The sequence below is a fragment of the Burkholderia sp. APQ4-4ca genome (assembly GCF_057837105.1).
The window spans coordinates 31,079-53,276 of the sequence record NZ_JBYQCG010000061.1 but is presented as its reverse complement, the minus strand read 5'-3'; the positions used below and the strand labels follow the sequence as shown (position 1 = coordinate 53,276).

Here is a 22,198-nt window from a genome sequence, read left to right as displayed (position 1 = left end):
CGATGCTGCGTGATTCGTCCGGCGCGGGTTGCTGTTCTATGTCTGGCGGACGATTATAAACCGGGGTTTCGCCACGTCGGGGCATTTCGTGATCGCGGCCTCCGCGCGGCGCATGGTGCGGCGCCGCATGCAGGCGTGGCGAAAGGCGCCCGGCGCTTGCCTAGAAGCCGAGCCAGCGTGCGACGACCGGCCCGAGCACGAAGCCCCACGTCGTCACGCACGCGAACAGCGCGACCGTCACGGCCGCGCTGCCGAGGTCCTTCGCGCGCTTCGACAGTTCGTGGCGCTCGAGCGAGATGCGGTCGATCGCCGCTTCGACGCTCGAGTTCAGCAGCTCGACGATCAGCACCAGCAGCACCGAGCCGATCAGCAGCGCGCGCGACGCGGCCGGCACCGGCGCGAAGGCGCCGATCGGCAGCATCAGCGCGGCGAGCGTGAGTTCCTGGCGAAACGCGCTTTCCTCGCGGATCGCGACGCGAAAGCCGTTCAGCGAATGCTTGAGCGCGAACCACGCACGCGTGATGCCGCGGTGGCGCTTGTACGGATTCGGCGGCAGCGCCGCGAGCCGGTCGTCGGGGCCGAGCGGCTCGTGCGGTTGCACGTCCGCGTCGGCATGCGGCTCTTCCTCGTCGAACGGGCGGTGCCGCGACGGCGTCGCGGCGGGGGGCGGGATCTTGTCGTTCAGGTCTCGTTTCAAACGGCTGCACCTTCGGCTGGCGAGTACGCGGTCTTCGGCAGCGGCTTCAGATGCGACGCGAATTGCTCGGATGCGGCGCGCCACGAGAAGCGTTCCGCCCACGCGCGCGCAGTCGTGCGTTCGATCTTCAGCGCCTCGAGGCAGGCTTCCTGCAGGTCCTCGTGCATCGCGCCGGCATCGCCCCCGCCGAGCACGTCGATCGGGCCCGTGACGGGATACGCGGCCACCGGCGTGCCGCAGGCGAGGGCTTCGAGCAGCACGAGGCCGAACGTGTCGGTGCGACTCGGGAATACGAACACGTCGGCCGCAGCATACACCTTCGCGAGCTCCGTCTGTGACAGCACGCCGAGATAGTTCGCCTCCGGGTAGCGCGACTTCAGCTCCGCGAGGGCGGGGCCTTCGCCCGCGACCCACTTCGAGCCGGGCAGGTCGAGGCGCAGGAACGCCTCGACGTTCTTCTCGATCGCGACGCGGCCCACGTACAGGAAGATCGGCCGCGCCGTGTTGAGCACCTTCGACTCCATCGGCCGGAAGATGTCGAGGTCGACGCCGCGGGTCCACAGCACGACGTTCGTGAAGCCGAATTTCTCGAGGTCCTGCTTGACGACCGGCGTCGGCGCCATCACCGCGAGCGACGGGCCGTGGAACCAGTGCAGGAACTTGTAGGTCGCCGCCAGCGGAATGCCGAAGCGCGCCTGCACGTATTCCGGGAAGCGCGTGTGGTACGCGGTCGTGTACGGCAGCTTGCGGGCGCGCGCATAGCGCCGCGCGGCGAGGCCGAGCGGGCCTTCGGTCGCGATGTGCAGCGCGTCGGGTGCGAACGCATCGATCCGTGCGCGCAGCTTGCGGTACGGCAGGATCGACAGGCGGATTTCCGGGTAGGTCGGGCAGGGCACCGTGCGGAATTCCAGCGGCGTCAGCATTTCGACGCGGTGGCCGAGCGCGGTGAGTTCGCGGGAGGTGCTCTTCAGCGTGCGCACGACGCCGTTGACCTGCGGTTCCCACGCGTCGGTGACGATCATGATCTTCATCGCGGCATGTCCTGTAAGTAGGGTTGTGTCAGGCAGCGGCCTTGGCCTTGCGCGACGTGGTCTCCGACGGCGCGCTGCGCATCACCGTCCAGTAGACGATCTTCAATTCGCCTTCCATCGTTTCGACGAGCGCGGACAGGCTTTCGACCCAGTCGCCGTCGTTGCAGTACATCACGCCGTCGATGTCGCGAATCTCGGCCTTGTGGATGTGGCCGCACACGACGCCGTCGCAGCCGCGGCGGCGCGCCTCGTCGGTCATCACGGTCTCGAACTGCGAGATGAAGTTGACCGCGTTCTTGACCTGGTGCTTCAGGTACTGCGACAGCGACCAGTACTGGAAGCCGAGCCGGCTGCGGATCCGGTTGAACCAGCGGTTCAGCACGAGGATCAGCGTGTAGAGCGTGTCGCCGAGGTACGCGAGCCATTTCGCGTGCTGGATCACGCCGTCGAACAGGTCGCCGTGCACGATCCACAAACGTTTGCCCGCGAGTGTCGTGTGGAACGCCTCGCCGCGCACCTGGATGTCGCCGAACGCGAGATCGCAGAACTGCCGCGCGCCTTCGTCGTGGTTGCCGGGGATGTAGACGACCTGCGTGCCCTTGCGCGCCTTGCGCAGGATCTTCTGCACGACGTCGTTGTGCGCCTGCGGCCAGTACCAGCCTTTTTTCAGTTGCCAGCCGTCGATGATGTCGCCGACGAGGTACAGGTATTCCGAGTCGTTGTGACGCAGGAAATCCAGCAGGTACGGCGCCTGACAGCCGCTCGAGCCGAGGTGGATGTCGGACAGCCAGATGGTGCGGTAGCGATGGGCCGACGGCTCGGGGTCGTCGTGCTGCGTGGTGTGCGCGACCGGCGGCTGGTGCGACACCACGCCGTCGGTTGCCCCCGAACCGGACAGGAACGCGGTGGCGGCGCGGGCGCCGATGGGATGACGAAACAATGAAGTCGCGGACGTTTTCTGGCCCATGCATGACTCGCGCCGGTTGACATTACCCGGCATTCCGCCATGCGGGCGTGACTGTGCCGTGACAGTCACGAGACGTTCTTATTACGACCGTTGAAGGGTGTTTAGCCGTGAACGAGCGGGCGTTGCGTTAGCTGCCGCACCGAACGGCCGGCGCTTGTCCGGCAAGGCCGTCCGGCTCGATCGGGGGCGGGATGGATGACCGGCTTTCGTCTGGCGAATGCGGCGCGTCAGCGCGGTATCGCGACGACGCGGGTGCGTGCGAGCCGGTCGTGCGGGAACTGGCGGCCGGCGTGCAAGCGGGCGGCGCCGGCCCACACGACGATCCATGCGGCGGCGAGCGCGAGCGTGACGGGTACCGACAGGCCGAGCAGCGGGTGCAGCGCGAGCGGCGGCAGGAACCACAGCCAGCCGAGCGCGTAGCGGACGATCGCGTGGCCGGCGCTCAGCGGCCGGCCGCTCGACGATTCGAGCCGCAGCCGCCAGGTTTTCATCGGCAGCGTCTGGCCGCCGTGCGTCCAGAACCACACGAAATACGCGCCGACGACGAGCGCGATCCACGCGGCAAGCAGATTGTGATGAACGAGGCCGTTGCGTTGTTGCGTCGCCAGGCTGAACGCGAGCCCGGCGAAGAACACGACGCCGAACAGCAGCACGCCTTCGTAGAGCAGCGCGGCGAGGCGCCGCCGTACGGACGGCGCGGCGGCCGGGGTCTCGGGCGCGCGGGCGTTCGCCACGGCCGCTCAGGAGCCCTTGAACAGCGAAGGCGCGTCGGCGGGCGACACCGGCACGACCGCGGCCGGTGCCGATGCGGTGCCGGACGTCGACGATGCCGGCACCGGCTGCGCGGCGGCACCGGCCGACGCGGGCGCCGGGGCGGCAGCCGCGCCGCTCGCCGGGTGTTCGTGGGAGTTGACGAGGCGGCGGACGTCACGGTCGGCGACGGTCGGCGGCGCGCTGACGACGCTCGGCCGGCGGCGGCGCTCGGCGGCGGCAAGCCGTTCCTTCTGCTCCTCGGGGAGTTGCTGGTAGGCCTTCCACGCGCGCTCGCGCGCCTGCGCGGACAGCTCCTTCGCGCTCTGGTAGTTCTCGCGCGCGACGCGGCGCTGTTCGGGCGTCATCTTCGCCCATTCGGTCATCCGCTCCTGCAGGCGCTTCTGGTTATCCACCGACAACTTCGCGAAACGCGATGCGATCTTCAGCCATTTACGCTTGCGGGCGTCGCTGAAGCCGTCCCACTGGTCGGCGAACGGCGCGAGGGCCGCGTGCTGCGCCGGCGTGAGGCGTGCCCACGACAGCGGGCCGGTGGCGGCCGGCAACGGCAGCGGAAGGGGCAGCGGCGGGAGTTCGGCGGTCAGCCCGGTCGCGGTCGACGCGGGCGCGGCGGGGCTGGTGGTCGCGACGGGCGCCGTCGCGGGGGCCGGGTGGAATCGGGGATACGTGGCGACGTAGGAAACGGCGATCGCGATCACGCATCCGAAAAATACGGCCAGGCCGCGCTTCTGACTCACCCGTGCGATCCCCTCGTTATTGTCTGTTAGTGAGCGCGCGAAAGATACGCGTTGAACCCGTGATCGAGATACGCATTGAGCGGCAGGTCGTCGCTGAGCATCGCCGCGTCGATGTCGGCGAGTTCGGCGGTGCGCTGCATGTCTTCCCAGTACGCGATGCCGACGAGCCCCGCGAGCAGCAACGCGAGCGGCCACGCGCGCAGCAGGCGGCGGGCGAACGACGTCGGCACGCGGTTCGCGGGCGTCGGGCCGTAGGCGCCGGCCGCGCCGGCGAAGGCCGGCACGAACACCGGCGCGCTCGCGGGTTCGGGCTTCTTGCGCGCGAGCGCGGCCCGGCGGGCCACGGCCAGCCGATCGGTGGTCGCGGCAGGCAGCGCGGCCGCGCGCTCGTCCAGCGCGCGACGCACCTTCAGCGCGAATTCGTGTTCTCGGTTTGCGGAGCTCATAGCGTGATTCCTTTGGCCTTGAGCGCTTGCGCCAGGGTGTGAGTGGCTCGCGAGCAGTGCGTCTTCACGCTGCCCTCGGAGCACCCCATTGCGGCGGCAGTCTCGGCGACATCCATATCTTCCCAATAACGCATCAGGAACGCTTCCCGTTGACGCGTCGGAAGCTTCTGGATTTCTTCGTCGATCAGGGCCAGGACCTGCTCTCTTTCGAGGCGGTGCTCGCTGCTCTCGACGCCCGCGTTGTCGTCCGCGGATTCAAGCGTTTCGAGCGGGTCGAAGTCGTCGTCGTCGGTGTTGTTCAGCGACGAGAAGAGCGTCACCCACGTGTTGCGGACCTTCTGCCGGCGGAACCAGTCGTGGATCGCGTTCTGCAGGATCCGCTGAAAAAGCAGCGGCAGCTCGGCCGCTGGCCGGTCGCCGTACTTTTCCGCGAGCTTGATCATCGCGTCCTGCACGATGTCGAGCGATGCATCGTCGTCACGTACGGCGTACGCAGCCTGCTTGAACGCGCGCCTTTCGACGCCCGCCAGAAAGTCGGCGAGTTCCTTGTCTGATGCCATTCCGTGAAGGTATGCGCTGCGGCCCGCTGCGTGGTGTAAAAGGTCGAAAAATTTCGTAAAACCCGCGGATGCTATCAAATTTTCGCGCGGCTTGGCACCGGGTCGGGCGCCGCACGTTGCGCGCGAGCCGCGCCGGGCGGGCGCCGGGCGGCGCGCATGATGCGCTGCGGGATATTTTGCTTGACGGCCCCATCGCGACCGGCTATCGTCAGCGATTCGCAACATGAAGTGATGGTCTCATTTGAGGCTGGCCCAAGAAGCCCGCCCTTCAAACTGGACGCGCCGCTTGAACCCGAGCCACAAGCCCGGCAGAGAGCACCCGATCAATTTTTTGCCGAAAATTCGAAAGGTCAAAATGAACATGCCCAGCGCGGAATTCTCCACGTCGGAACCCCTTTCCCCTCCCGATAGCGACTCCATCGGCGGCACCGTGCTCATGAAGGCACTGGCCGACGAAAACGTCGAATTCATCTGGGGCTACCCCGGCGGCTCGGTTCTCTACATCTACGACGAGCTGTACAAGCAGGACAAGATTCAGCACGTGCTGGTGCGCCATGAACAGGCGGCCGTGCACGCAGCCGATGCGTATGCGCGCTCCACCGGCAACGTCGGCGTCTGTCTCGTGACGTCCGGCCCCGGTGTCACCAACGCGGTGACCGGCATCGCAACGGCATACATGGATTCGATCCCGATGGTCGTGATCAGCGGCCAGGTGCCGACTGCCGCGATCGGTCAGGATGCGTTCCAGGAATGCGACACCGTCGGCATCACGCGTCCGTGCGTGAAGCACAACTTCCTCGTGAAGGACGTGCGCGACCTCGCGGCAACCGTCAAGAAGGCGTTCTACATCGCCCGCACCGGCCGTCCGGGCCCGGTGCTGATCGACATCCCGAAAGACATCTCGAAGACGCCGTGCCAGTACGAGCCGATCAAGAGCGTGTCGCTGCGTTCGTACAACCCCGTCACGAAGGGCCATTCGGGCCAGATCCGCAAGGCCGTGTCGCTGCTGCTGACGGCCAAGCGTCCGTACATCTACACGGGTGGCGGCATCATCCTCGCCGATGCGTCGCGTGAACTGAATCAGTTCGCGGATCTGCTCGGCTACCCGGTCACGAACACGCTGATGGGCCTCGGCGGCTATCGTGCGTCGGACAGGAAATTCCTCGGCATGCTCGGCATGCACGGCACCTACGAAGCGAACATGGCGATGCAGCACTGCGACGTGCTGATCGCGATCGGCGCGCGCTTCGACGACCGCGTGATCGGCGACCCGGCGCACTTCGCGTCGCGCCCGCGCAAGATCATTCACATCGACATCGACCCGTCGTCGATCTCGAAGCGCGTGAAGGTCGACATTCCGATCGTCGGCGACGTGAAGGAGGTGCTGAAGGAACTGATCGAGCAGCTGCAGACGGCCGAGCATGGCCCCGACACCGAGGCGCTCGCGCAATGGTGGAAGGACATCGAGGGCTGGCGCGCGAAGGACTGTCTGAAGTTCGACCGCGAAAGCGAGATCATCAAGCCGCAGTACGTGGTCGAGAAGGCGTGGGAGCTGACGGACGGCAATGCGTTCGTGTGCTCGGACGTCGGCCAGCACCAGATGTGGGCCGCGCAGTTCTACCGTTTCAACAAGCCGCGTCGCTGGATCAACTCTGGCGGCCTCGGCACGATGGGCTTCGGCCTGCCGGCGGCGATGGGCGTGAAGATGGCCCATCCGGACGACGACGTGCTGTGCATCACGGGCGAAGGCTCGATCCAGATGTGCATCCAGGAACTGTCGACCTGCCTGCAGTACGACACGCCCGTGAAGATCATTTCGCTGAACAACCGCTATCTCGGCATGGTCCGCCAGTGGCAGCAGATCGAATACAGCAAGCGCTATTCGCATTCGTACATGGATGCGCTGCCCGATTTCGTGAAGCTCGCCGAAGCGTACGGCCACGTCGGCATGCGGATCGAAAAGACTTCGGATGTGGAGCCGGCGCTGAAGGAAGCATTGCGCCTGAAGGACCGCACCGTGTTTCTCGACTTCCAGACCGATCCGACCGAAAACGTCTGGCCGATGGTACAGGCCGGCAAGGGCATCACCGAGATGCTGCTCGGATCGGAAGATCTGTAACGGCGCGACGCGCGCCCGGCCCGATGCGGCCGCCTTCACGAAGGGCGGTGCGGCACGCGGCGGCGCGCGGCGCGAGTGAATCGACACGGACACATTCTGGAAGAAGCGAACATGAGACACATCATTTCCGTCCTGCTGGAGAACGAACCGGGCGCGCTGTCGCGCGTGGTCGGCCTGTTCTCCGCACGCGGCTACAACATCGAAACCTTGACGGTGGCGCCGACCGAAGACCAATCGCTGTCGCGGCTCACCATCGTTTCCATTGGCTCCGACGACGTGATCGAACAGATCACGAAGCATCTGAACCGCCTGATCGAGGTGGTGAAAGTGGTGGACCTGACCGACGGTGCACACATCGAACGCGAGCTGATGCTGATCAAGGTACGTGCAGTGGGCAAGGAGCGCGAAGAAATGAAGCGGATGTCGGATATTTTCCGCGGCCGCATCATCGACGTGACCGAAAAGACCTACACGATCGAATTGACGGGCGCGAGCGACAAGCTCGACGCATTCATTCAGGGGCTGGACGCGGGCGCGATCCTCGAGACCGTGCGCACCGGCAGCTCCGGCATCGGACGCGGCGAGCGCATCCTGAAGGTGTGATGCCGACATAGCCAAAAATGGCACGCCGGGTGCGCCGTCATGTCCCGGCCCGCAGTACTCCATCCGAACGAATTATTGAATTTTTTGAATTAGCGAAGGAACCATCATGAACGTTTTCTACGACAAAGACGCCGACCTCTCCCTCATCAAGGGCAAGCAAGTCACGATCATCGGCTACGGCTCGCAAGGCCATGCACACGCGCTGAACCTGAAGGAAAGCGGCGTGAACGTGACGGTCGGCCTGCGCAAGGACGGCGCGTCGTGGAGCAAGGCCGAAAACGCCGGCCTGTCGGTCAAGGAAGTCGCGGAAGCGGTGAAGGGCGCGGACGTCGTCATGATGCTGCTGCCGGACGAGCAGATCGCCGACGTGTACGCGAAGGAAGTGCACGCGAACATCAAGCAAGGCGCGGCGCTCGCGTTCGCGCACGGTTTCAACGTCCACTACGGCCAGGTGATTCCGCGCGCCGACCTCGACGTGATCATGATCGCGCCGAAGGCGCCGGGCCACACCGTGCGCGGCACGTACTCGCAAGGTGGCGGCGTGCCGCACCTGATCGCTGTGGCACAGAACAAGTCGGGCGCGGCACGCGACATCGCGTTGTCGTACGCGGCGGCGAACGGCGGCGGCCGTGCCGGCATCATCGAGACGAACTTCCGTGAAGAAACCGAAACCGACCTGTTCGGCGAGCAGGCCGTGCTGTGCGGCGGTACCGTCGAGCTGATCAAGGCAGGTTTCGAGACGCTGGTCGAAGCCGGCTACGCGCCGGAAATGGCGTACTTCGAGTGCCTGCATGAACTGAAGCTGATCGTCGACCTGATCTACGAAGGCGGCATCGCGAACATGAACTACTCGATCTCGAACAACGCCGAGTACGGCGAATACGTGACCGGGCCGCGCGTCGTCACGGAAGAGACGAAGAAGGCGATGAAGCAGTGCCTGACCGACATCCAGACGGGCGAGTACGCGAAGAGCTTCATTCTCGAGAACAAGGCAGGCGCGCCGACGCTGCAGTCGCGCCGCCGCCTGACGGCCGAGCACCAGATCGAGCAGGTCGGCGCGAAGCTGCGCGCGATGATGCCGTGGATCGCGAAGAACAAGCTCGTCGACCAGACGAAGAACTAAACACCGTCAGCAGCAAAAGGTGCTGTTCCGGCCCTTCAAGCGAAGGGCCGGCATCAAAAAGCCGTCCGAAGGCAGCAGTGCCCCGGGCGGCTTTTGTTATGCTACGGGCTTTGCAATTCACCGAACACAGAACGAATCCATGAACTATCCTCATCCGATCATCGCGCGCGAAGGCTGGCCGTTCATCGCGATTGCAGCCGTCATCGCGCTGTTGATCCATGCCGTCGGGGGCTTCGGCTTCGCGTGGCCGTTCTGGCTGCTGCTCGTCTTCGTCGTCCAGTTCTTCCGCGATCCGCAGCGCCCGATCCCGGCGCAGCCGAACGCGGTGCTGTGCCCGGCGGACGGCCGCATCGTCGCGGTCGAGACCGCGCAGGATCCGTACGCGAACCGCGAAGCGCTGAAGATCAGCGTGTTCATGAATGTCTTCAATGTCCATTCGCAGCGTTCGCCGGTCGATGGCGCAATCTCGAAGGTCGAGTACTTCCCCGGCGCGTTCCTGAACGCGGCGATCGACAAGGCGTCGACCGAGAACGAGCGCAACGCGGTCGTGATCCAGACGGCGAGCGGCAAGACCGTCACGTCCGTGCAGATCGCCGGCCTGATCGCGCGCCGGATCCTCTGCTACGTGCGCGCCGGCGAGCCGCTGTCGCGCGGCCAGCGCTACGGTTTCATCCGCTTCGGTTCGCGCGTCGACGTGTACCTGCCGCTCGGCAGCCGCGCGAAGGTGTCGATCGGCGAGAAGGTCTACGCGTCGTCGACGATCCTCGCCGAGCTCGAACAGTAAGGGGCGGGGCGCACGATGGCCGCATTCAAACCGCGTCGGCCGCGCAACGGCTCCGGCCAGACGCCACGCCCGTTCCGCCGCAACAAGGTGATGGCGCCCGATGCGGCGCCGCTCGAAAGCCGCCGCGCCGCGCGCCAGCGGTTCCTGAAGACGCGCGGCATCTATCTGCTGCCGAACGCGTTCACGACCGCCGCGCTGTTCTGCGGCTTCTTCGCGGTCGTGCAGGCGATGAACGTGCGCTTCGAGATCGCCGCGATCGCGATTTTCGTCGCAATGGTGCTCGACGGGATGGACGGGCGCGTCGCGCGCATGACGCATACGCAGAGCGCGTTCGGCGAGCAGTTCGACAGCCTGTCGGACATGGTGTCGTTCGGCGTCGCGCCCGCGCTCGTGATGTACGAGTGGGTGCTGAAGGATCTCGGCCGCTGGGGCTGGCTCGCCGCGTTCGTCTATTGCTCGGGCGCCGCGCTGCGCCTCGCGCGCTTCAACACGAACATCGGCAGCGTCGACAAGCGCTTCTTCCAGGGGCTGCCGAGCCCGGCCGCCGCCGCGCTGATCGCGGGCTTCGTGTGGCTCGCGACCGACAACCGCGTGCCGATGAAGCTCGGCTGGCTGCCGTGGGTCGCGTTCGCACTGACGATCTACGCGGGCGTGACGATGGTGTCGAACGCGCCGTTCTACAGCGGCAAGGCGCTCGACGTGCGGCACCGCGTGCCGTTCGCGGCGATCCTGCTCGTCGTCGTCGCGTTCGTGCTCGTGTCGTCGGATCCGCCGCTGATGCTGTTCTGCCTGTTCGTGTTGTACGGGCTGTCCGGCTACGTGTTCTGGGCCTACATGGCCATTCGTGGGCGGGCGAATCCGGCGCGGTCGTCGCAGCGCGATCACTGACGCCGCGCACGATCGTTGATCTGCCCGGAAACGGCGGCCTCGGAGCCGCCGTTTTCATTTGCCCCTTTTTCGAGCCGGGCCGCGTCGATTCCCGGGTGCCGTCCGATTGCGCGGCCAGCGGAATGTCGCTATAGTCTCCGCCATGACCGCATTTCCCCGCTTCTCCCTCCTTCTAGCCGGTGCGCCGCTACGCGCGCTAGCTTTGGCGCGCCTGCCGCGCTGACCGTTCTCGCCCCCCGTCTCAAGCCTCGTCTGTTGTTGAGCGTCGCCAGCGGTGGCGCGATCTCATTACGTTTGACTTCCGTATAAAGAGCCCTGGAGCCCCCCATGACAGACAAGCTGATCATTTTCGATACGACGTTGCGTGACGGCGAGCAATCGCCCGGTGCGTCGATGACGAAGGAAGAGAAAATCCGCATTGCGAAGCACCTCGAGCGGATGAAGGTCGACGTGATCGAGGCCGGCTTCGCGGCCAGCTCGAACGGCGATTTCGACGCGATCCACACGATCGCCGGTCTCGTGAAGGACAGCACGATCTGCTCGCTGGCGCGGGCCAACGACAAGGACATCCAGCGCGCCGCCGACGCACTGAAGCCGGCCAACAGCGCGCGGATCCACACGTTCATCGCGACGTCGTCGCTGCACATGGAGAAGAAGCTGCGGATGACGCCGGACCAGGTGTTCGAGCAGGCGCGTCTCGCGGTGCGTTTCGCGCGCAAGTTCACCGACAACGTCGAATTCTCGCCGGAAGACGGCAGCCGCTCGGATCTCGACTTCCTGTGCCGCGTGCTGGAAGCCGTGATCGCCGAAGGCGCGACGACGATCAACATCGCCGACACGGTCGGCTACGGCGTGCCGGAACTCTACGGCAACCTCGTGAAGACGCTGCGCGAGCGCATTCCGAACTCGGACAAGGCGATCTTCTCGGTGCATTGCCACAACGACCTCGGGATGGCGGTCGCGAACTCGCTCGCCGGCGTGAAGATCGGCGGTGCGCGCCAGATCGAGTGCACGATCAACGGCCTCGGCGAGCGCGCGGGCAACACGTCGCTCGAAGAGATCGTGATGGCCGTGAAGACGCGCAGGGACTACTTCGGCCTCGATGTCGGCATCGACACCACGCAGATCGTGCCGACGTCGAAGCTCGTGTCGCAGATCACCGGCTTCGTCGTGCAGCCGAACAAGGCGGTGGTCGGCGCGAACGCGTTCGCGCACGCGTCGGGCATCCACCAGGACGGCGTGCTGAAGGCGCGCGACACCTACGAGATCATGCGCGCGGAAGACGTGGGCTGGACCGCGAACAAGATCGTGCTCGGCAAGCTGTCGGGCCGCAACGCGTTCAAACAGCGCCTGCAGGAACTCGGCGTATCGCTCGACAGCGAAGCCGAATTGAATGCCGCGTTCATGCGCTTCAAGGATCTGGCCGACCGCAAGGCGGAGATCTTCGACGAGGACATCATCGCGATCGTGTCCGAGGAATCGGCGCTCGCGCAGGAGCAGGAGCACTTCAAGTTCGTGTCGCTGTCGCAGCGTTCGGAAACGGGCGAGCAGCCGCAGGCGAAGGTCGTGTTCGCGGTCGAGGGCAAGGAAGTGACCGGCGAGGCGCGCGGCAACGGCCCGGTCGACGCGACGTTCAATGCGATCGAGGGCGAAGTCGGTAGCGGCTCCGAGCTGCTGTTGTACTCGGTGAACGCGATCACGACCGGCACGCAGGCGCAGGGCGAGGTGACGGTCCGGCTGTCGAAGAGCGGGCGGATCGTCAACGGCGTCGGCACCGATCCGGACATCGTCGCCGCATCCGCGAAGGCGTACATTTCCGCGCTGAACAAGCTGCACTCGAAGGACGACAAGGTCAACCCGCAGCGCTCGTAAGCGTCGCGCGCCGCCGCGCGCGCGTTACACGGCTCCGAAACGCCCCGTGCGGCCCTGCGCCGCCCGGGGCGTTTTTTCATTGGCCGCTCATTCGGCGGCCGGCGCGCGGAACAGCCAGCGGCGCGCAGCCGTGCGTGCCGCCGGCTGACGCCGGCGGAACTCGACCGCGATCCCGCGCCGCGGCGCATCGGCGACGAACCCATCGAGCAGTTCGAGCACGTCGTGGTCGATGTAGTCGGCACGCGTCGCGTCGATGATCACCGCCGCCCGGTCCGGAATGTGCCGCAGGTGGTGCTTGACCTGCACCTTGCCCAGAAACGACACGTCCTTGCGGAACGACAGCAGGAAGTGGTCGTCATGCTGCGCGAGCGTGACGGGGCTCTTCAGATTCGCGACGGCGACGGCCAGCACGCTGCACGCAAGGCCGAGCGCGATGCCGAACAGCAGGTCCACTGCGAGCACGCCGACGATCGTCGCGGCGAACGGCGCGAACGCGGCCGGGCCTTGCTTCATCACCGAGCGGAACAGCGCCGGTTTCGCGAGCTTCATACCGGTGTGGATCAGGATCGCGGCCAGGCTCGCGAGCGGGATCAGGTTGATCAGGCCGGTGAGCGCGAATACGCTCGCGAGCAGCAGGATCCCGTGCACGATCGCGGACATCCGGCTTTGCGCGCCGGCGTTGACGTTGGCCGAACTGCGCACGATCACCGACGTGATCGGCAGGCCGCCGACCGCGCCCGCGACCAGATTGCCGACGCCCTGGGCCTTCAGCTCCCGATCGGGTTGCGTCGGCCGCCGCTTCGGATCGATCTGTTCGACCGCTTCGAGGCACAGCAGCGTCTCGAGGCTCGCGACGACCGCGAGCGTGATCGCAACCCGCCAGACGTCCGGATTGACCAGGTGCGCGAAGTTCGGGCCGAGTTCCGCATGCTTGAGCGATGCCGCGAGCGCCGCGAACGAGTCGAATTCGGGCAGCGTGACGCGATGCGCGGCGCCCGGCGCGGCTGCCGGTGCGACCATGCCGAGCACGAGCGTCGCGCCGATGCCGAGCACGACGACCGCGAGCGGAGCCGGTACCGAACGCACCCACGCGAAGCGCTTGAGTGCCGGCGTGTCCCATGCGATCAGCAGCGCCAGCGACGCAAGCGCGATCGCCGTGGCGGCCCATGCGGTCGGCAGCGCCAGCCAGCTCGCAAACGATTGCGCGGGCTGGCCGCCGATGCCGAATGCGAACGGAATCTGCTTCACGATCAGCAGCAGGCCGATCGCGGCGAGCATGCCCTTGATGACGGGCGACGGCACGTAGGCGGCGAAACGGCCGGCGCGCAACATGCCGAAGCCGAACTGCAGCACGCCGGACAGCAGCACCGCGAGCAGGAACGCGGAGAAGCTGCCGAGTTGCGCGATGCCTTCGACGACGATCACGACGAGGCCGGCGGCCGGCCCGCTGACGGACAGCGACGAGCCGCTCAGCAGCGCGACGACGATGCCGCCGACGATGCCGGACACGAGCCCGGCGAACGGTTCGACGCCGGAGGCATTGGCGATGCCGAGACAGAGCGGCAGCGCGACGAGAAAAACGACGATGCCGGCGACGATGTCGCGCGGCAGGGTGGACAGGCGCTCGTTCAGTTTCATGGTTGGGGTGGTGTCGTTGGCGTGGAGGGCGGCGCGGGTCAACCGAGCGCGGCGGCGGTCGCAACAGGCTCGGGCTCGGCTTCGGCTTCGGCGTCGGCTTCGGCCGGCGGTGCTGCATAGCCGGAATCGAGCTCCTTCAGGCGGCCGTCGGCGAGCGAAAAGATCCAGCCGTGCACGAGCGGCGGCCGTTCGCGGCCGCGCACGATCGGCGACGCGCGCAGCAGCCGCACCTGTTCGAGCACGTTCAGCTCGGCGAGGCGATCGGCGGCGGCCAGGTCGTCGAGCCCGTCGAGCGCGTCGCGATGGCGCCGCGCGAGCGCGCAGAGCGGCGCGATGCGGCGCGCGACGTGCGGCAGGTCGGCGGGTGGCGGCAGCAGCGATGCGCGCACGCCGCCGCACCCGTAGTGACCGCACACGATCACGTGGTCGACCTTCAGCACCCGCACCGCGTACTCGAGCACGCTGGCGGAATTGTCGTCGTCCGGCTGGAACAGGTTCGCGATGTTGCGATGGACGAACAGCTCGCCGGGCGCGCAGTGCGTGATGGTTTCGGCCGGCACGCGGCTGTCGGCGCAGCCGATCCACAGGACGCGCGGGTTCTGGCCGCGCGCGAGCGCGTCGAAGAAGCCCGGCGTGTGTTCGCGCGTCTCGCGGGCCCAGGCAATGTTGGCAACCAGCATGCTCTTGGGGCGGTTCATGAGGACTCCTTTGTGATCAAGGCGAATAAATATCGCTCGAAACGACGGAACGACATTCTTTCTAAGTTGAAAGGTTCGATTTCGACTGATATTAGGGGTATGCCCTAGCAGTCCGGGTGGGTTGAAACAAATTGTTTCAAATTGATTGGGCGTAGTGCATTGCATGCACCAGTGAGACGCATGATATGCGTCAGATATGCCTGTTTATGCGCGGGCGCCCGCATGACGGGGCGTTCAGCGTATTGTCATCGAAATGTTAACGATCGGAAAAGTTTTCCGTGTAATTCGCGAAATTAAATAAGGCAGCGGAAAAAAAGAAATGGCCATTCACGCAATCATTCGTAAATGGCCATTGCGACAATTGCGCGTCAATGCGCAATCGATCAGAACAGAGTGCGGCGATCGGGATCGTGCAGCGGGTCCGGCGTTTTCTGCGTGGTGCGCAGGATGCCCTGCGGATCGAAGTAGAAGCTGTACATCATGTACCAGACGTTGTCCTCGAGATACCGGTACGTCCACACCTCGCGCTTCATCAGCGGGAAGTAGGACGTCTCGACCGGGCGTCCGAAATTGACGAGGACGTCGGTCTTCGTCCACTTGCCGATCTCCGCGCGATAGAACTCGCTCGGCTGCAGCACCTGGCGCACGTTGACGATCCGGTGGGCCGCGTCGACGTCGGCCGCGACCGTGATCTCGCCCATCGGCTGGGTCGGCCACATCAGGCGCTTGCCGCCGCCCGGCAGGTCGTAGATCTCGCGCGGCGGCCCCATGCGCGCGACGATCGCCGACTCGTCCTGGCCGGCCTGGTATTGCTGCCACGGTTGCGCGCAACCGGCCAGCAGCGCGGCCGTGCAAGCGACCAGTACCGGCAGGCGCACGGGAATGCGAGAGCGCATCGGATTCTCCTGAACACGGAAACAAGTCCCGTTTTATCACGGACGGCGCGCGATCGCGCATCGCGCGGAAAAAATCGGTGCGGATCGCCGCCCGTCGCGCTTGCGGGCGGCGGGCGCCGCGGCCTATGATCCGCGCTTCTCGGGCAGATTGAAGGGCAGGTGGCCGATGCAGGGATGGAAGCGGTGCGCGCTCGCGTGGGGCGCGGGGTGGATGCTGGCGGCGTCCGCGTTTGCCGGCGGGGAGCCGGTGCGGATCGCGCTGATCGAAGGGATGTCGGGCCCGTTCGCGAACGCGGGCGCGGCGGTCGAGCGCAACCTGCGTTTCGGCGTCGAGCAGGTCAACGCGGCGGGCGGCGTGAAGCTGCGCGATGGCGCGCACCCGCTCGAGCTCGTCGTGCTCGACAGCAAGGGCAGCCCCGAGGAGGCGCTCGTGCAGTTGCGCGCGGCCGCCGATCGCCATGTCGGCTTCGTCGCGCAGGGCAACAGCTCCGCCGTCGCGGCCGCGCTCGTCGCGGCGCTCGACAAGCTGAACGCACGCGATCCGGACAACCGGATGCTGTTCCTGAACTACTCGGCCGACGATCCCGCGCTGACCGGCGCGCGCTGCAGTTTCTGGCATTTCCGCTTCGATGCGCATGCCGGCATGCGGATGGCGGCGCTCGCGGACGTGATGGCGCGCGATCGTGCGCTGCGCAAGGTCTATCTGTTGAACCAGGACTACAGCTTCGGCCACGACGTCAGCACCCTCGCGCGGCAGGCGCTGGCCGCGCGGCGCCCGGACGTGACGATCGCCGGCGACGAATTCCATCCGATCGGCCGGATCAAGGATTTCTCGCCGTATATCGCGAAGATCCGCGCGAGCGGCGCGGACGCCGTCGTGACCGGCAACTGGGGCAACGACCTCACGCTGCTCGTGAAGGCGGCGCGCGAACAGGGGCTGAACGCGAAGTTCTATACGTTCTACGGCAACAGCCTCGGCGCGCCGGCGGCCCTCGGCGACGCGGGTGTCGGCCGCGTCGTGGCGGTGGCCGACTGGCACCCGAACGCGGGCGGCGCTGCGTCCGATGCGTTCTACCGCGCGTTCCGGACCCGTTTCCCGGCCGCCCAGGACGATTACCCGGTACGACGGATGAGCCAGATGATCCAGATCCTGGCCGCCGCGATGACCCGCGCGGGTTCGGCCGACCCCGTCGCGGTCGCGCACGCGCTCGAGGGGCTGTCGTTCGACGACGGCTTCCACGCGTCGCGGATGCGCGCGCAGGATCACCAGTTGATCCAGCCCCTTTACGTGATGGAAATGGACAAGGCGGGCACGCCGGGCGTGCGCTTCGACAACGAGGGGTCGGGCTATGGCTTCCGGACGGTGCTCGCGGTGCCGGCGCAACGCACGGAGATGCCGTCGACGTGTTCAATGACGCGCCCGTGACGGGAAGCGGTAAGAACGGCACCGAGTTGTGCTACAATGCGCGCCGGTTGTAAGTCACGGCACGGCCATTCTTCCGTGTCCGCCTGTTCAGTTAGAAAGGAAATCACATGTCTGTTGCAGATATCAAGAAGTCGGAAGTCGTTGCTCAGTTCGCCCGCGGTACCAACGACACGGGGTCGCCCGAAGTCCAGGTCGCACTGCTGACCGCACGTATCGTCGAACTGACGGGTCACTTCAAGACCCACGCGAAGGATCACCACAGCCGCCGCGGCCTGCTGCGCATGGTGAGCCGCCGCCGCAAGCTGCTCGACTACCTCAAGGGCAAGGATGCCGACCGTTACCGCGCACTGATCGAGAAGCTGGGTCTGCGTAAGTAATCGAGGCGATTGCCGCCAGCAAGATGCCTGTGTCAGTCCGCTGATGCAGGCATTTTGTTTTTGCGCGGTGCGTAGCGTCACACGCATCGCAGGCTGTCCCGTACGTTCGTGCGGGGCCGCCGCCGCGATCGATACCGGGGCAGGATTTGTGTCATTCCAGCGCGTCGCTGCCTGAGCGCCGCGCTGGAATGGCATAAAAAACACACCTTGCTCCGGGTGATTCGGTCGGGACGCCGCCGCGCGGGATGGCCGGCGCGGCGAATGAAATGCATGAATACAAAGGAGCAACCATGTCCATGTTCAACAAGGTCGTGAAGGAATTCCAATGGGGCCAGCACAAGGTGCGCCTCGAAACCGGTGAAGTCGCCCGCCAGGCGAGCGGCGCCGTGATCGTCGACGTCGAGGACACCGTCGTGCTGGCAACCGTCGTCGGCGCGAAGTCGGCGAAGCCGGGCCAGGATTTCTTCCCGCTGACCGTCGACTACCTCGAGAAGACCTACTCGGCCGGCAAGATCCCGGGTGGCTTCTTCCGCCGCGAAGGCCGTCCGTCGGAGCATGAAACGCTGACGTCGCGCCTGATCGACCGTCCGCTGCGCCCGCTGTTCCCGGAAGGCTTCTACAACGAAGTCCAGGTCGTGATCCACGTGCTGTCCGTGAACCCGGAAATCCCGGCGGACATCCCCGCGCTGATCGGCGCATCGGCCGCGCTCGCCGTGTCGGGCCTGCCGTTCAACGGCCCGGTCGGCGCCGCGCGCGTCGCGTACATCGACAACGCGTACGTGCTGAACCCGACGCGCGACCAGCTCAAGGCATCGAGCCTCGACCTCGTCGTCGCGGGTACCGAGCGCGCCGTGCTGATGGTCGAGTCGGAAGCCGATCAACTGTCGGAAGAAGTGATGCTGGGCGCCGTGGTGTTCGGCCACGAGCAGATGCAGATCGCGATCGACGCGATCCACGAACTGGTGCGCGACGGCGGCAAGCCCGAGTGGGACTGGCAGCCGGCGCCGAAGAACGAGGCGCTGATCGCACGCGTGACCGAGCTGGCGCAGAACGATCTGCTCGCCGCTTATCAGTTGCGCGACAAGCAGGCGCGTTCGGCGAAGCTGAAGGAAGTCTACGCGGCGACGTCGGCGAAGCTCGAGGAAGACGCGCTGGCGGCCGGTACGGTCGCGGCCGACAAGGCAACGGTCGGCAACGTGCTGTTCGACATCGAGGCGAAGATCGTCCGTTCGCAGATCCTGAACGGCGAGCCGCGCATCGACGGCCGCGACACGCGCACCGTGCGCCCGATCGAGATCCGCACCGGCGTGCTGCCGCGTACCCACGGCTCGGCGCTGTTCACGCGCGGCGAGACGCAGGCGCTGGTCGTCGCGACGCTCGGCACGAAGGGTGACGAGCAGATCATCGATGCGCTCGAAGGCGAATACCGCGAGCGCTTCATGCTCCACTACAACATGCCCCCGTTCGCGACCGGCGAAACGGGCCGCGTCGGCTCGCCGAAGCGCCGCGAAATCGGCCACGGCCGTCTGGCTAAGCGCGCGCTGGTCAAGTGCCTGCCGAGCGCCGACGAATTCGGCTACTCGATCCGCGTCGTGTCGGAAATCACCGAATCGAACGGTTCGTCGTCGATGGCGTCGGTGTGCGGCGGCTGCCTCGCGCTGATGGACGCCGGCGTGCCGATGAAGGCGCACGTCGCGGGTATCGCGATGGGCCTGATCCTCGAAGGCAACAAGTTCGCGGTGCTGACCGACATCCTCGGCGACGAAGATCACCTCGGCGACATGGACTTCAAGGTCGCGGGCACGGAGCAAGGCGTCACCGCGCTGCAGATGGACATCAAGATCCAGGGCATCACGAAGGAAATCATGCAGGTCGCGCTCGCGCAGGCGAAGGAAGGCCGCATGCACATCCTCGGCAAGATGACGTCGGCGGTGTCCGGCGCGAACACGCAATTGTCGGAATTCGCGCCGCGCATGATCACGGTCAAGATCAACCCGGAAAAGATCCGCGACGTGATCGGCAAGGGCGGTTCGGTGATCCGCGCGCTGACCGAGGAAACGGGCACGACGATCGACATCTCGGACGACGGCGTCGTGACGATCGCGAGCACGAGCAGCGAAGGCATGGCCGAAGCGAAGAAGCGCATCGAGCAGATCACGGCCGAAATCGAAGTCGGCCAGGTGTACGAAGGCACGGTGCTCAAGCTGCTCGATTTCGGTGCGATCGTGAACCTGCTGCCGGGCAAGGACGGCCTGCTGCACATCTCGGAAATCGTCAACGAGCGCGTGAAGGACATCAACGACTACCTGAAGGAAGGCCAGCAGGTGAAGGTCAAGGTGATCCAGACGGACGAGAAGGGGCGCGTGCGTCTGTCGGCCAAGGCGCTGCTGAATGAAGCAGCGGCGGCAGCGCAGTCGGATACGCCGCCGCAGCAGTAAGCGGACAGGCGGATCAACGGCCGGCAGTGCGAAAGCGTGCCGGCCGTTTTTTCTGTAGCATCGTTGTGCGGCGCAGCAGCGCCGGCGAGGCGCCCGCCGCCGTGCGCGCGGGCGTGCCATCCGATTCCGATCCTGGAGCGATTCTCACCATGAAAGCCATCGAAATCACCGAATTCGGCGCCCCCGACGTGCTGAAGCTCGCGGAGCGTCCGCGCCCCGAACCGAAGCGCGGCGAGGTGCTGATCAAGGTGGCGGCTTCCGGCGTGAACCGGCCCGACGTGTTCCAGCGCAAGGGCGCCTATGCGCCGCCGCCGGGGGCGTCGGATCTGCCGGGCCTCGAGGTCGCGGGCGAGATCGTCGGCGGGGACGTGTCCGATGCGGCGCTGAATCCGTTCGGCCTGAAGCTCGGCGATCGTGTGTGCGCGCTGCTCGCGGGCGGCGGCTATGCCGAATATGCGGTCGCGCCGCTGCCGCAGTGCCTGCCGGTGCCGGACGGCCTCACCGATATCGAGGCCGCCTCGCTGCCCGAAACGTTTTTCACCGTGTGGAGCAACGTGTTCGACCGTGCGCAGCTCGGCGCGGGCGAGGGCGGCGATCAGGAGACGCTGCTCGTGCAGGGCGGCTCGAGCGGCATCGGCGTGACGGCGATCCAGATCGCGCATGCGCTCGGCTTTCGCGTGTTCGCGACGGCCGGCACCGCCGACAAGTGCCGCGCGTGCGAGGCGCTCGGCGCCGAGCGTGCGATCGACTACAAGACCGAAGACTTCGTCGAGGTCGTGAAGTCGCTGACGCACGATCGCGGCGTCGACGTGATCCTCGACATGGTGGCGGGCTCGTACGTGCCGCGCGAGCTGTCCGCGCTCGCGGACGGCGGTCGTCTCGTGCTGATCGCGCTGCTCGGCGGCGCGAAGGCCGAGGTCAACCTGAACGAGATCCTGCGCCGCCGGCTGACGGTGACGGGCTCGACGCTGCGCCCGCGCCCGGTCGAGTTCAAGGCCCGCATCGCCGCGCAGCTGAAGGCGCGCGTATGGCCGCTGCTCGCCGACGGGCGCATCAAACCCGTGATCTACCGTGTGCTGCCGGCCGGCGAGGCCGCGCAGGCGCATGCGCTGATGGAGAGCGGCGAGCACATCGGCAAGATCGTGCTCGATTGGGGCGCGAACGCATGACGGCCCGCGCGGCGGACTTGACATACGCGGTTTGACCGGTTCAAGCCGCGCGCAGTAAAATCGCGGGTTTGCTTCGCCAGATCCAACCTGACGGCCGGGTTCCGGCACGTTAATGACAAGATAGTGACGAGACGGACACGATGTCGAAACAACGAACAAAGCGAGTGATCGGCAACTGGAAGATGCACGGCCGGCTGGCCGGCAACCAGGCGCTGCTGAACGAAGTGGTGCAGGGTGCGGGCGCGGTGGCGGCTGAAACGTCCATCGGCGTGTGTGTTCCGTTCCCGTATCTCGCGCAGGTTCAGGCGCAGCTCGGCGGTGGCCGTGTCGCGTTCGGTGCGCAGGACGTGTCCGCGCACGAGCAAGGCGCGTTTACCGGCGAGGTGGCGGCCGCGATGGTGGCGGAGTTCGGCGCGCAGTATGCGATCGTCGGCCATTCGGAGCGTCGCGCGTATCACGGCGAAAGCAGCGAGACGGTCGCCGCGAAAGCGCAACGCGCGCTCGCTACGGGCCTCACGCCGGTCGTGTGCGTCGGCGAGACGCTCGACGAGCGCGAGTCGGGTGCGACGGCGCAGGTCGTCGGTGCGCAGCTCGACGCGGTGCTGGCCGTGCTGACGGCCGACGAAGCCGCGCGCATCGTCGTCGCGTACGAGCCGGTCTGGGCGATCGGTACGGGCAAGAGCGCGACGTCGGCGCAGGCGCAGGACGTGCACGCGTTCCTGCGTACGCGTCTCGCGGCGAAGGGGGCGGCGGACGTGTCCGTGCTGTACGGCGGCAGCGTGAAGCCGGACAACGCGGAAGAGCTGTTCGCGCAGCCGGACATCGACGGCGGCCTGATCGGCGGCGCGTCGCTGAAGGCGGAAGATTTCCTGGCGATCTGCCGGGCCGCGCATTGAGCGGTCCGAGATCGAATTGAACCATGACGGCGGCCGGTCGGTCCGGTCGCCCGATCCAATCG

21 protein-coding genes are annotated in these 22,198 nt (G+C 66.4%); 11 read left to right on the top strand and 10 right to left on the bottom strand.

Annotation, left to right across the window (positions count from 1 at the left end):
* Positions 1 to 160: 160 nt before the first annotated feature.
* The 7 genes from AC3IFE_RS03720 to AC3IFE_RS03690 form a co-directional block, all read right to left on the bottom strand.
* Complete coding sequence (locus AC3IFE_RS03720) at positions 161 to 697, bottom strand: diacylglycerol kinase (protein WP_089468034.1); 537 nt, start codon at positions 695 to 697, stop codon at positions 161 to 163.
* A complete protein-coding gene (locus AC3IFE_RS03715; protein WP_089468033.1) occupies positions 694 to 1,728 on the bottom strand; it encodes a glycosyltransferase family 4 protein in 1,035 nt (344 codons plus the stop codon). The genes AC3IFE_RS03720 and AC3IFE_RS03715 overlap by 4 nt, the downstream gene beginning before the upstream one ends.
* A gap of 28 nt (positions 1,729 to 1,756) precedes the next feature.
* Complete coding sequence (locus AC3IFE_RS03710) at positions 1,757 to 2,695, bottom strand: UDP-2,3-diacylglucosamine diphosphatase (protein ID WP_089468032.1); 939 nt, start codon at positions 2,693 to 2,695, stop codon at positions 1,757 to 1,759.
* A gap of 227 nt (positions 2,696 to 2,922) precedes the next feature.
* The gene (locus AC3IFE_RS03705; RefSeq protein WP_489189626.1) at positions 2,923 to 3,429 is read right to left on the bottom strand and encodes an RDD family protein; all 507 of its coding nucleotides are present in this window, start codon (positions 3,427 to 3,429) and stop codon (positions 2,923 to 2,925) included.
* A gap of 6 nt (positions 3,430 to 3,435) precedes the next feature.
* Positions 3,436 to 4,203 carry a DUF3106 domain-containing protein gene (locus tag AC3IFE_RS03700; RefSeq protein ID WP_489189625.1) on the bottom strand — a complete coding sequence of 256 codons (768 nt, stop codon included), beginning with the start codon at positions 4,201 to 4,203 and terminating at the stop codon, positions 3,436 to 3,438.
* A gap of 26 nt (positions 4,204 to 4,229) precedes the next feature.
* Positions 4,230 to 4,649, bottom strand: a complete 420-nt coding sequence (locus AC3IFE_RS03695) for a DUF3619 family protein (protein ID WP_489189624.1) — start codon at positions 4,647 to 4,649, stop codon at positions 4,230 to 4,232.
* Positions 4,646 to 5,209, bottom strand: a complete 564-nt coding sequence (locus AC3IFE_RS03690) for an RNA polymerase sigma factor (protein ID WP_027784998.1) — start codon at positions 5,207 to 5,209, stop codon at positions 4,646 to 4,648. The genes AC3IFE_RS03695 and AC3IFE_RS03690 overlap by 4 nt, the downstream gene beginning before the upstream one ends.
* Positions 5,210 to 5,564: 355 nt before the next feature.
* Here AC3IFE_RS03690 and AC3IFE_RS03685 point away from each other — a divergent pair, with 355 nt between their 5' ends.
* The 6 genes from AC3IFE_RS03685 to AC3IFE_RS03660 all read left to right on the top strand — a co-directional run bounded on the left by AC3IFE_RS03685 (position 5,565) and on the right by AC3IFE_RS03660 (position 12,598).
* A complete protein-coding gene (locus AC3IFE_RS03685) occupies positions 5,565 to 7,328 on the top strand; it encodes an acetolactate synthase 3 catalytic subunit (protein ID WP_089468028.1) in 1,764 nt (587 codons plus the stop codon).
* 111 nt (positions 7,329 to 7,439) lie between these two features.
* Entirely contained in the window at positions 7,440 to 7,931 is a 492-nt protein-coding gene (gene ilvN, locus AC3IFE_RS03680; protein ID WP_006398781.1) for an acetolactate synthase small subunit, read from the top strand.
* A gap of 106 nt (positions 7,932 to 8,037) precedes the next feature.
* Positions 8,038 to 9,054, top strand: coding sequence for a ketol-acid reductoisomerase (ilvC, locus tag AC3IFE_RS03675; protein ID WP_034190794.1), 1,017 nt, complete (start codon positions 8,038 to 8,040; stop codon positions 9,052 to 9,054).
* Positions 9,055 to 9,193: 139 nt separating this feature from the next.
* The gene (locus AC3IFE_RS03670) at positions 9,194 to 9,838 is read left to right on the top strand and encodes a phosphatidylserine decarboxylase (protein WP_006491035.1); all 645 of its coding nucleotides are present in this window, start codon (positions 9,194 to 9,196) and stop codon (positions 9,836 to 9,838) included.
* 15 nt (positions 9,839 to 9,853) lie between these two features.
* Positions 9,854 to 10,726: a CDP-diacylglycerol--serine O-phosphatidyltransferase gene (gene pssA, locus AC3IFE_RS03665; RefSeq protein WP_089468027.1), complete on the top strand. Its 873-nt coding sequence runs from the start codon at positions 9,854 to 9,856 to the stop codon at positions 10,724 to 10,726.
* A 327-nt stretch (positions 10,727 to 11,053) separates the two neighbouring features.
* A complete protein-coding gene (locus tag AC3IFE_RS03660; RefSeq protein WP_489189623.1) occupies positions 11,054 to 12,598 on the top strand; it encodes a 2-isopropylmalate synthase in 1,545 nt (514 codons plus the stop codon).
* Between the two features lie 87 nt (positions 12,599 to 12,685).
* On the opposite strand, the gene AC3IFE_RS03655 is transcribed toward AC3IFE_RS03660, so the two are convergent.
* From AC3IFE_RS03655 to AC3IFE_RS03645, 3 genes are all read right to left on the bottom strand, one after another.
* A complete protein-coding gene (locus AC3IFE_RS03655) occupies positions 12,686 to 14,236 on the bottom strand; it encodes a SulP family inorganic anion transporter (RefSeq protein WP_089468025.1) in 1,551 nt (516 codons plus the stop codon).
* A 38-nt stretch (positions 14,237 to 14,274) separates the two neighbouring features.
* The gene (locus AC3IFE_RS03650; protein ID WP_301739754.1) at positions 14,275 to 14,934 is read right to left on the bottom strand and encodes a carbonic anhydrase; all 660 of its coding nucleotides are present in this window, start codon (positions 14,932 to 14,934) and stop codon (positions 14,275 to 14,277) included.
* Between the two features lie 383 nt (positions 14,935 to 15,317).
* On the bottom strand, positions 15,318 to 15,830 hold the full coding sequence (locus AC3IFE_RS03645) for a hypothetical protein (RefSeq protein WP_089468023.1): 513 nt from the start codon (positions 15,828 to 15,830) through the stop codon (positions 15,318 to 15,320).
* 166 nt (positions 15,831 to 15,996) lie between these two features.
* On the opposite strand from AC3IFE_RS03645, the gene AC3IFE_RS03640 reads away from it, so the two are divergent.
* The 5 genes from AC3IFE_RS03640 to tpiA all read left to right on the top strand — a co-directional run bounded on the left by AC3IFE_RS03640 (position 15,997) and on the right by tpiA (position 22,136).
* The gene (locus AC3IFE_RS03640; RefSeq protein WP_301739755.1) at positions 15,997 to 17,256 is read left to right on the top strand and encodes a branched-chain amino acid ABC transporter substrate-binding protein; all 1,260 of its coding nucleotides are present in this window, start codon (positions 15,997 to 15,999) and stop codon (positions 17,254 to 17,256) included.
* Between the two features lie 107 nt (positions 17,257 to 17,363).
* On the top strand, positions 17,364 to 17,633 hold the full coding sequence (rpsO, locus tag AC3IFE_RS03635) for a 30S ribosomal protein S15 (protein ID WP_006398792.1): 270 nt from the start codon (positions 17,364 to 17,366) through the stop codon (positions 17,631 to 17,633).
* A 290-nt stretch (positions 17,634 to 17,923) separates the two neighbouring features.
* The gene (gene pnp / locus AC3IFE_RS03630; RefSeq protein ID WP_050016459.1) at positions 17,924 to 20,071 is read left to right on the top strand and encodes a polyribonucleotide nucleotidyltransferase; all 2,148 of its coding nucleotides are present in this window, start codon (positions 17,924 to 17,926) and stop codon (positions 20,069 to 20,071) included.
* 149 nt (positions 20,072 to 20,220) lie between these two features.
* Positions 20,221 to 21,240, top strand: a complete 1,020-nt coding sequence (locus AC3IFE_RS03625) for an NAD(P)H-quinone oxidoreductase (protein WP_089468255.1) — start codon at positions 20,221 to 20,223, stop codon at positions 21,238 to 21,240.
* 140 nt (positions 21,241 to 21,380) lie between these two features.
* Positions 21,381 to 22,136: a triose-phosphate isomerase gene (tpiA, locus tag AC3IFE_RS03620; RefSeq protein ID WP_489189622.1), complete on the top strand. Its 756-nt coding sequence runs from the start codon at positions 21,381 to 21,383 to the stop codon at positions 22,134 to 22,136.
* Positions 22,137 to 22,198: the final 62 nt, after the last annotated feature.

Excerpts from the sequence above, each read along its gene's own strand:
- ilvN (WP_006398781.1), top strand. The coding sequence starts at position 7,440 with ATGAGACACATCATTTCCGTCCTGCTGGAGAACGAACCGGGCGCGCTG.
- AC3IFE_RS03690 (WP_027784998.1), bottom strand. The coding sequence starts at position 5,209 with ATGGCATCAGACAAGGAACTCGCCGACTTTCTGGCGGGCGTCGAAAGG.
- tpiA (WP_489189622.1), top strand. The coding sequence starts at position 21,381 with ATGTCGAAACAACGAACAAAGCGAGTGATCGGCAACTGGAAGATGCAC.
- AC3IFE_RS03655 (WP_089468025.1), bottom strand. The coding sequence starts at position 14,236 with ATGAAACTGAACGAGCGCCTGTCCACCCTGCCGCGCGACATCGTCGCC.
- rpsO (WP_006398792.1), top strand. The coding sequence starts at position 17,364 with ATGTCTGTTGCAGATATCAAGAAGTCGGAAGTCGTTGCTCAGTTCGCC.
- AC3IFE_RS03710 (WP_089468032.1), bottom strand. The coding sequence starts at position 2,695 with ATGGGCCAGAAAACGTCCGCGACTTCATTGTTTCGTCATCCCATCGGC.
- pnp (WP_050016459.1), top strand. The coding sequence starts at position 17,924 with ATGTCCATGTTCAACAAGGTCGTGAAGGAATTCCAATGGGGCCAGCAC.
- pssA (WP_089468027.1), top strand. The coding sequence starts at position 9,854 with ATGGCCGCATTCAAACCGCGTCGGCCGCGCAACGGCTCCGGCCAGACG.
- AC3IFE_RS03685 (WP_089468028.1), top strand. The coding sequence starts at position 5,565 with ATGAACATGCCCAGCGCGGAATTCTCCACGTCGGAACCCCTTTCCCCT.
- AC3IFE_RS03645 (WP_089468023.1), bottom strand. The coding sequence starts at position 15,830 with ATGCGCTCTCGCATTCCCGTGCGCCTGCCGGTACTGGTCGCTTGCACG.
- AC3IFE_RS03715 (WP_089468033.1), bottom strand. The coding sequence starts at position 1,728 with ATGAAGATCATGATCGTCACCGACGCGTGGGAACCGCAGGTCAACGGC.
- AC3IFE_RS03660 (WP_489189623.1), top strand. The coding sequence starts at position 11,054 with ATGACAGACAAGCTGATCATTTTCGATACGACGTTGCGTGACGGCGAG.
- AC3IFE_RS03625 (WP_089468255.1), top strand. The coding sequence starts at position 20,221 with ATGAAAGCCATCGAAATCACCGAATTCGGCGCCCCCGACGTGCTGAAG.
- AC3IFE_RS03670 (WP_006491035.1), top strand. The coding sequence starts at position 9,194 with ATGAACTATCCTCATCCGATCATCGCGCGCGAAGGCTGGCCGTTCATC.
- ilvC (WP_034190794.1), top strand. The coding sequence starts at position 8,038 with ATGAACGTTTTCTACGACAAAGACGCCGACCTCTCCCTCATCAAGGGC.
- AC3IFE_RS03650 (WP_301739754.1), bottom strand. The coding sequence starts at position 14,934 with ATGAACCGCCCCAAGAGCATGCTGGTTGCCAACATTGCCTGGGCCCGC.
- AC3IFE_RS03695 (WP_489189624.1), bottom strand. The coding sequence starts at position 4,649 with ATGAGCTCCGCAAACCGAGAACACGAATTCGCGCTGAAGGTGCGTCGC.
- AC3IFE_RS03640 (WP_301739755.1), top strand. The coding sequence starts at position 15,997 with ATGCAGGGATGGAAGCGGTGCGCGCTCGCGTGGGGCGCGGGGTGGATG.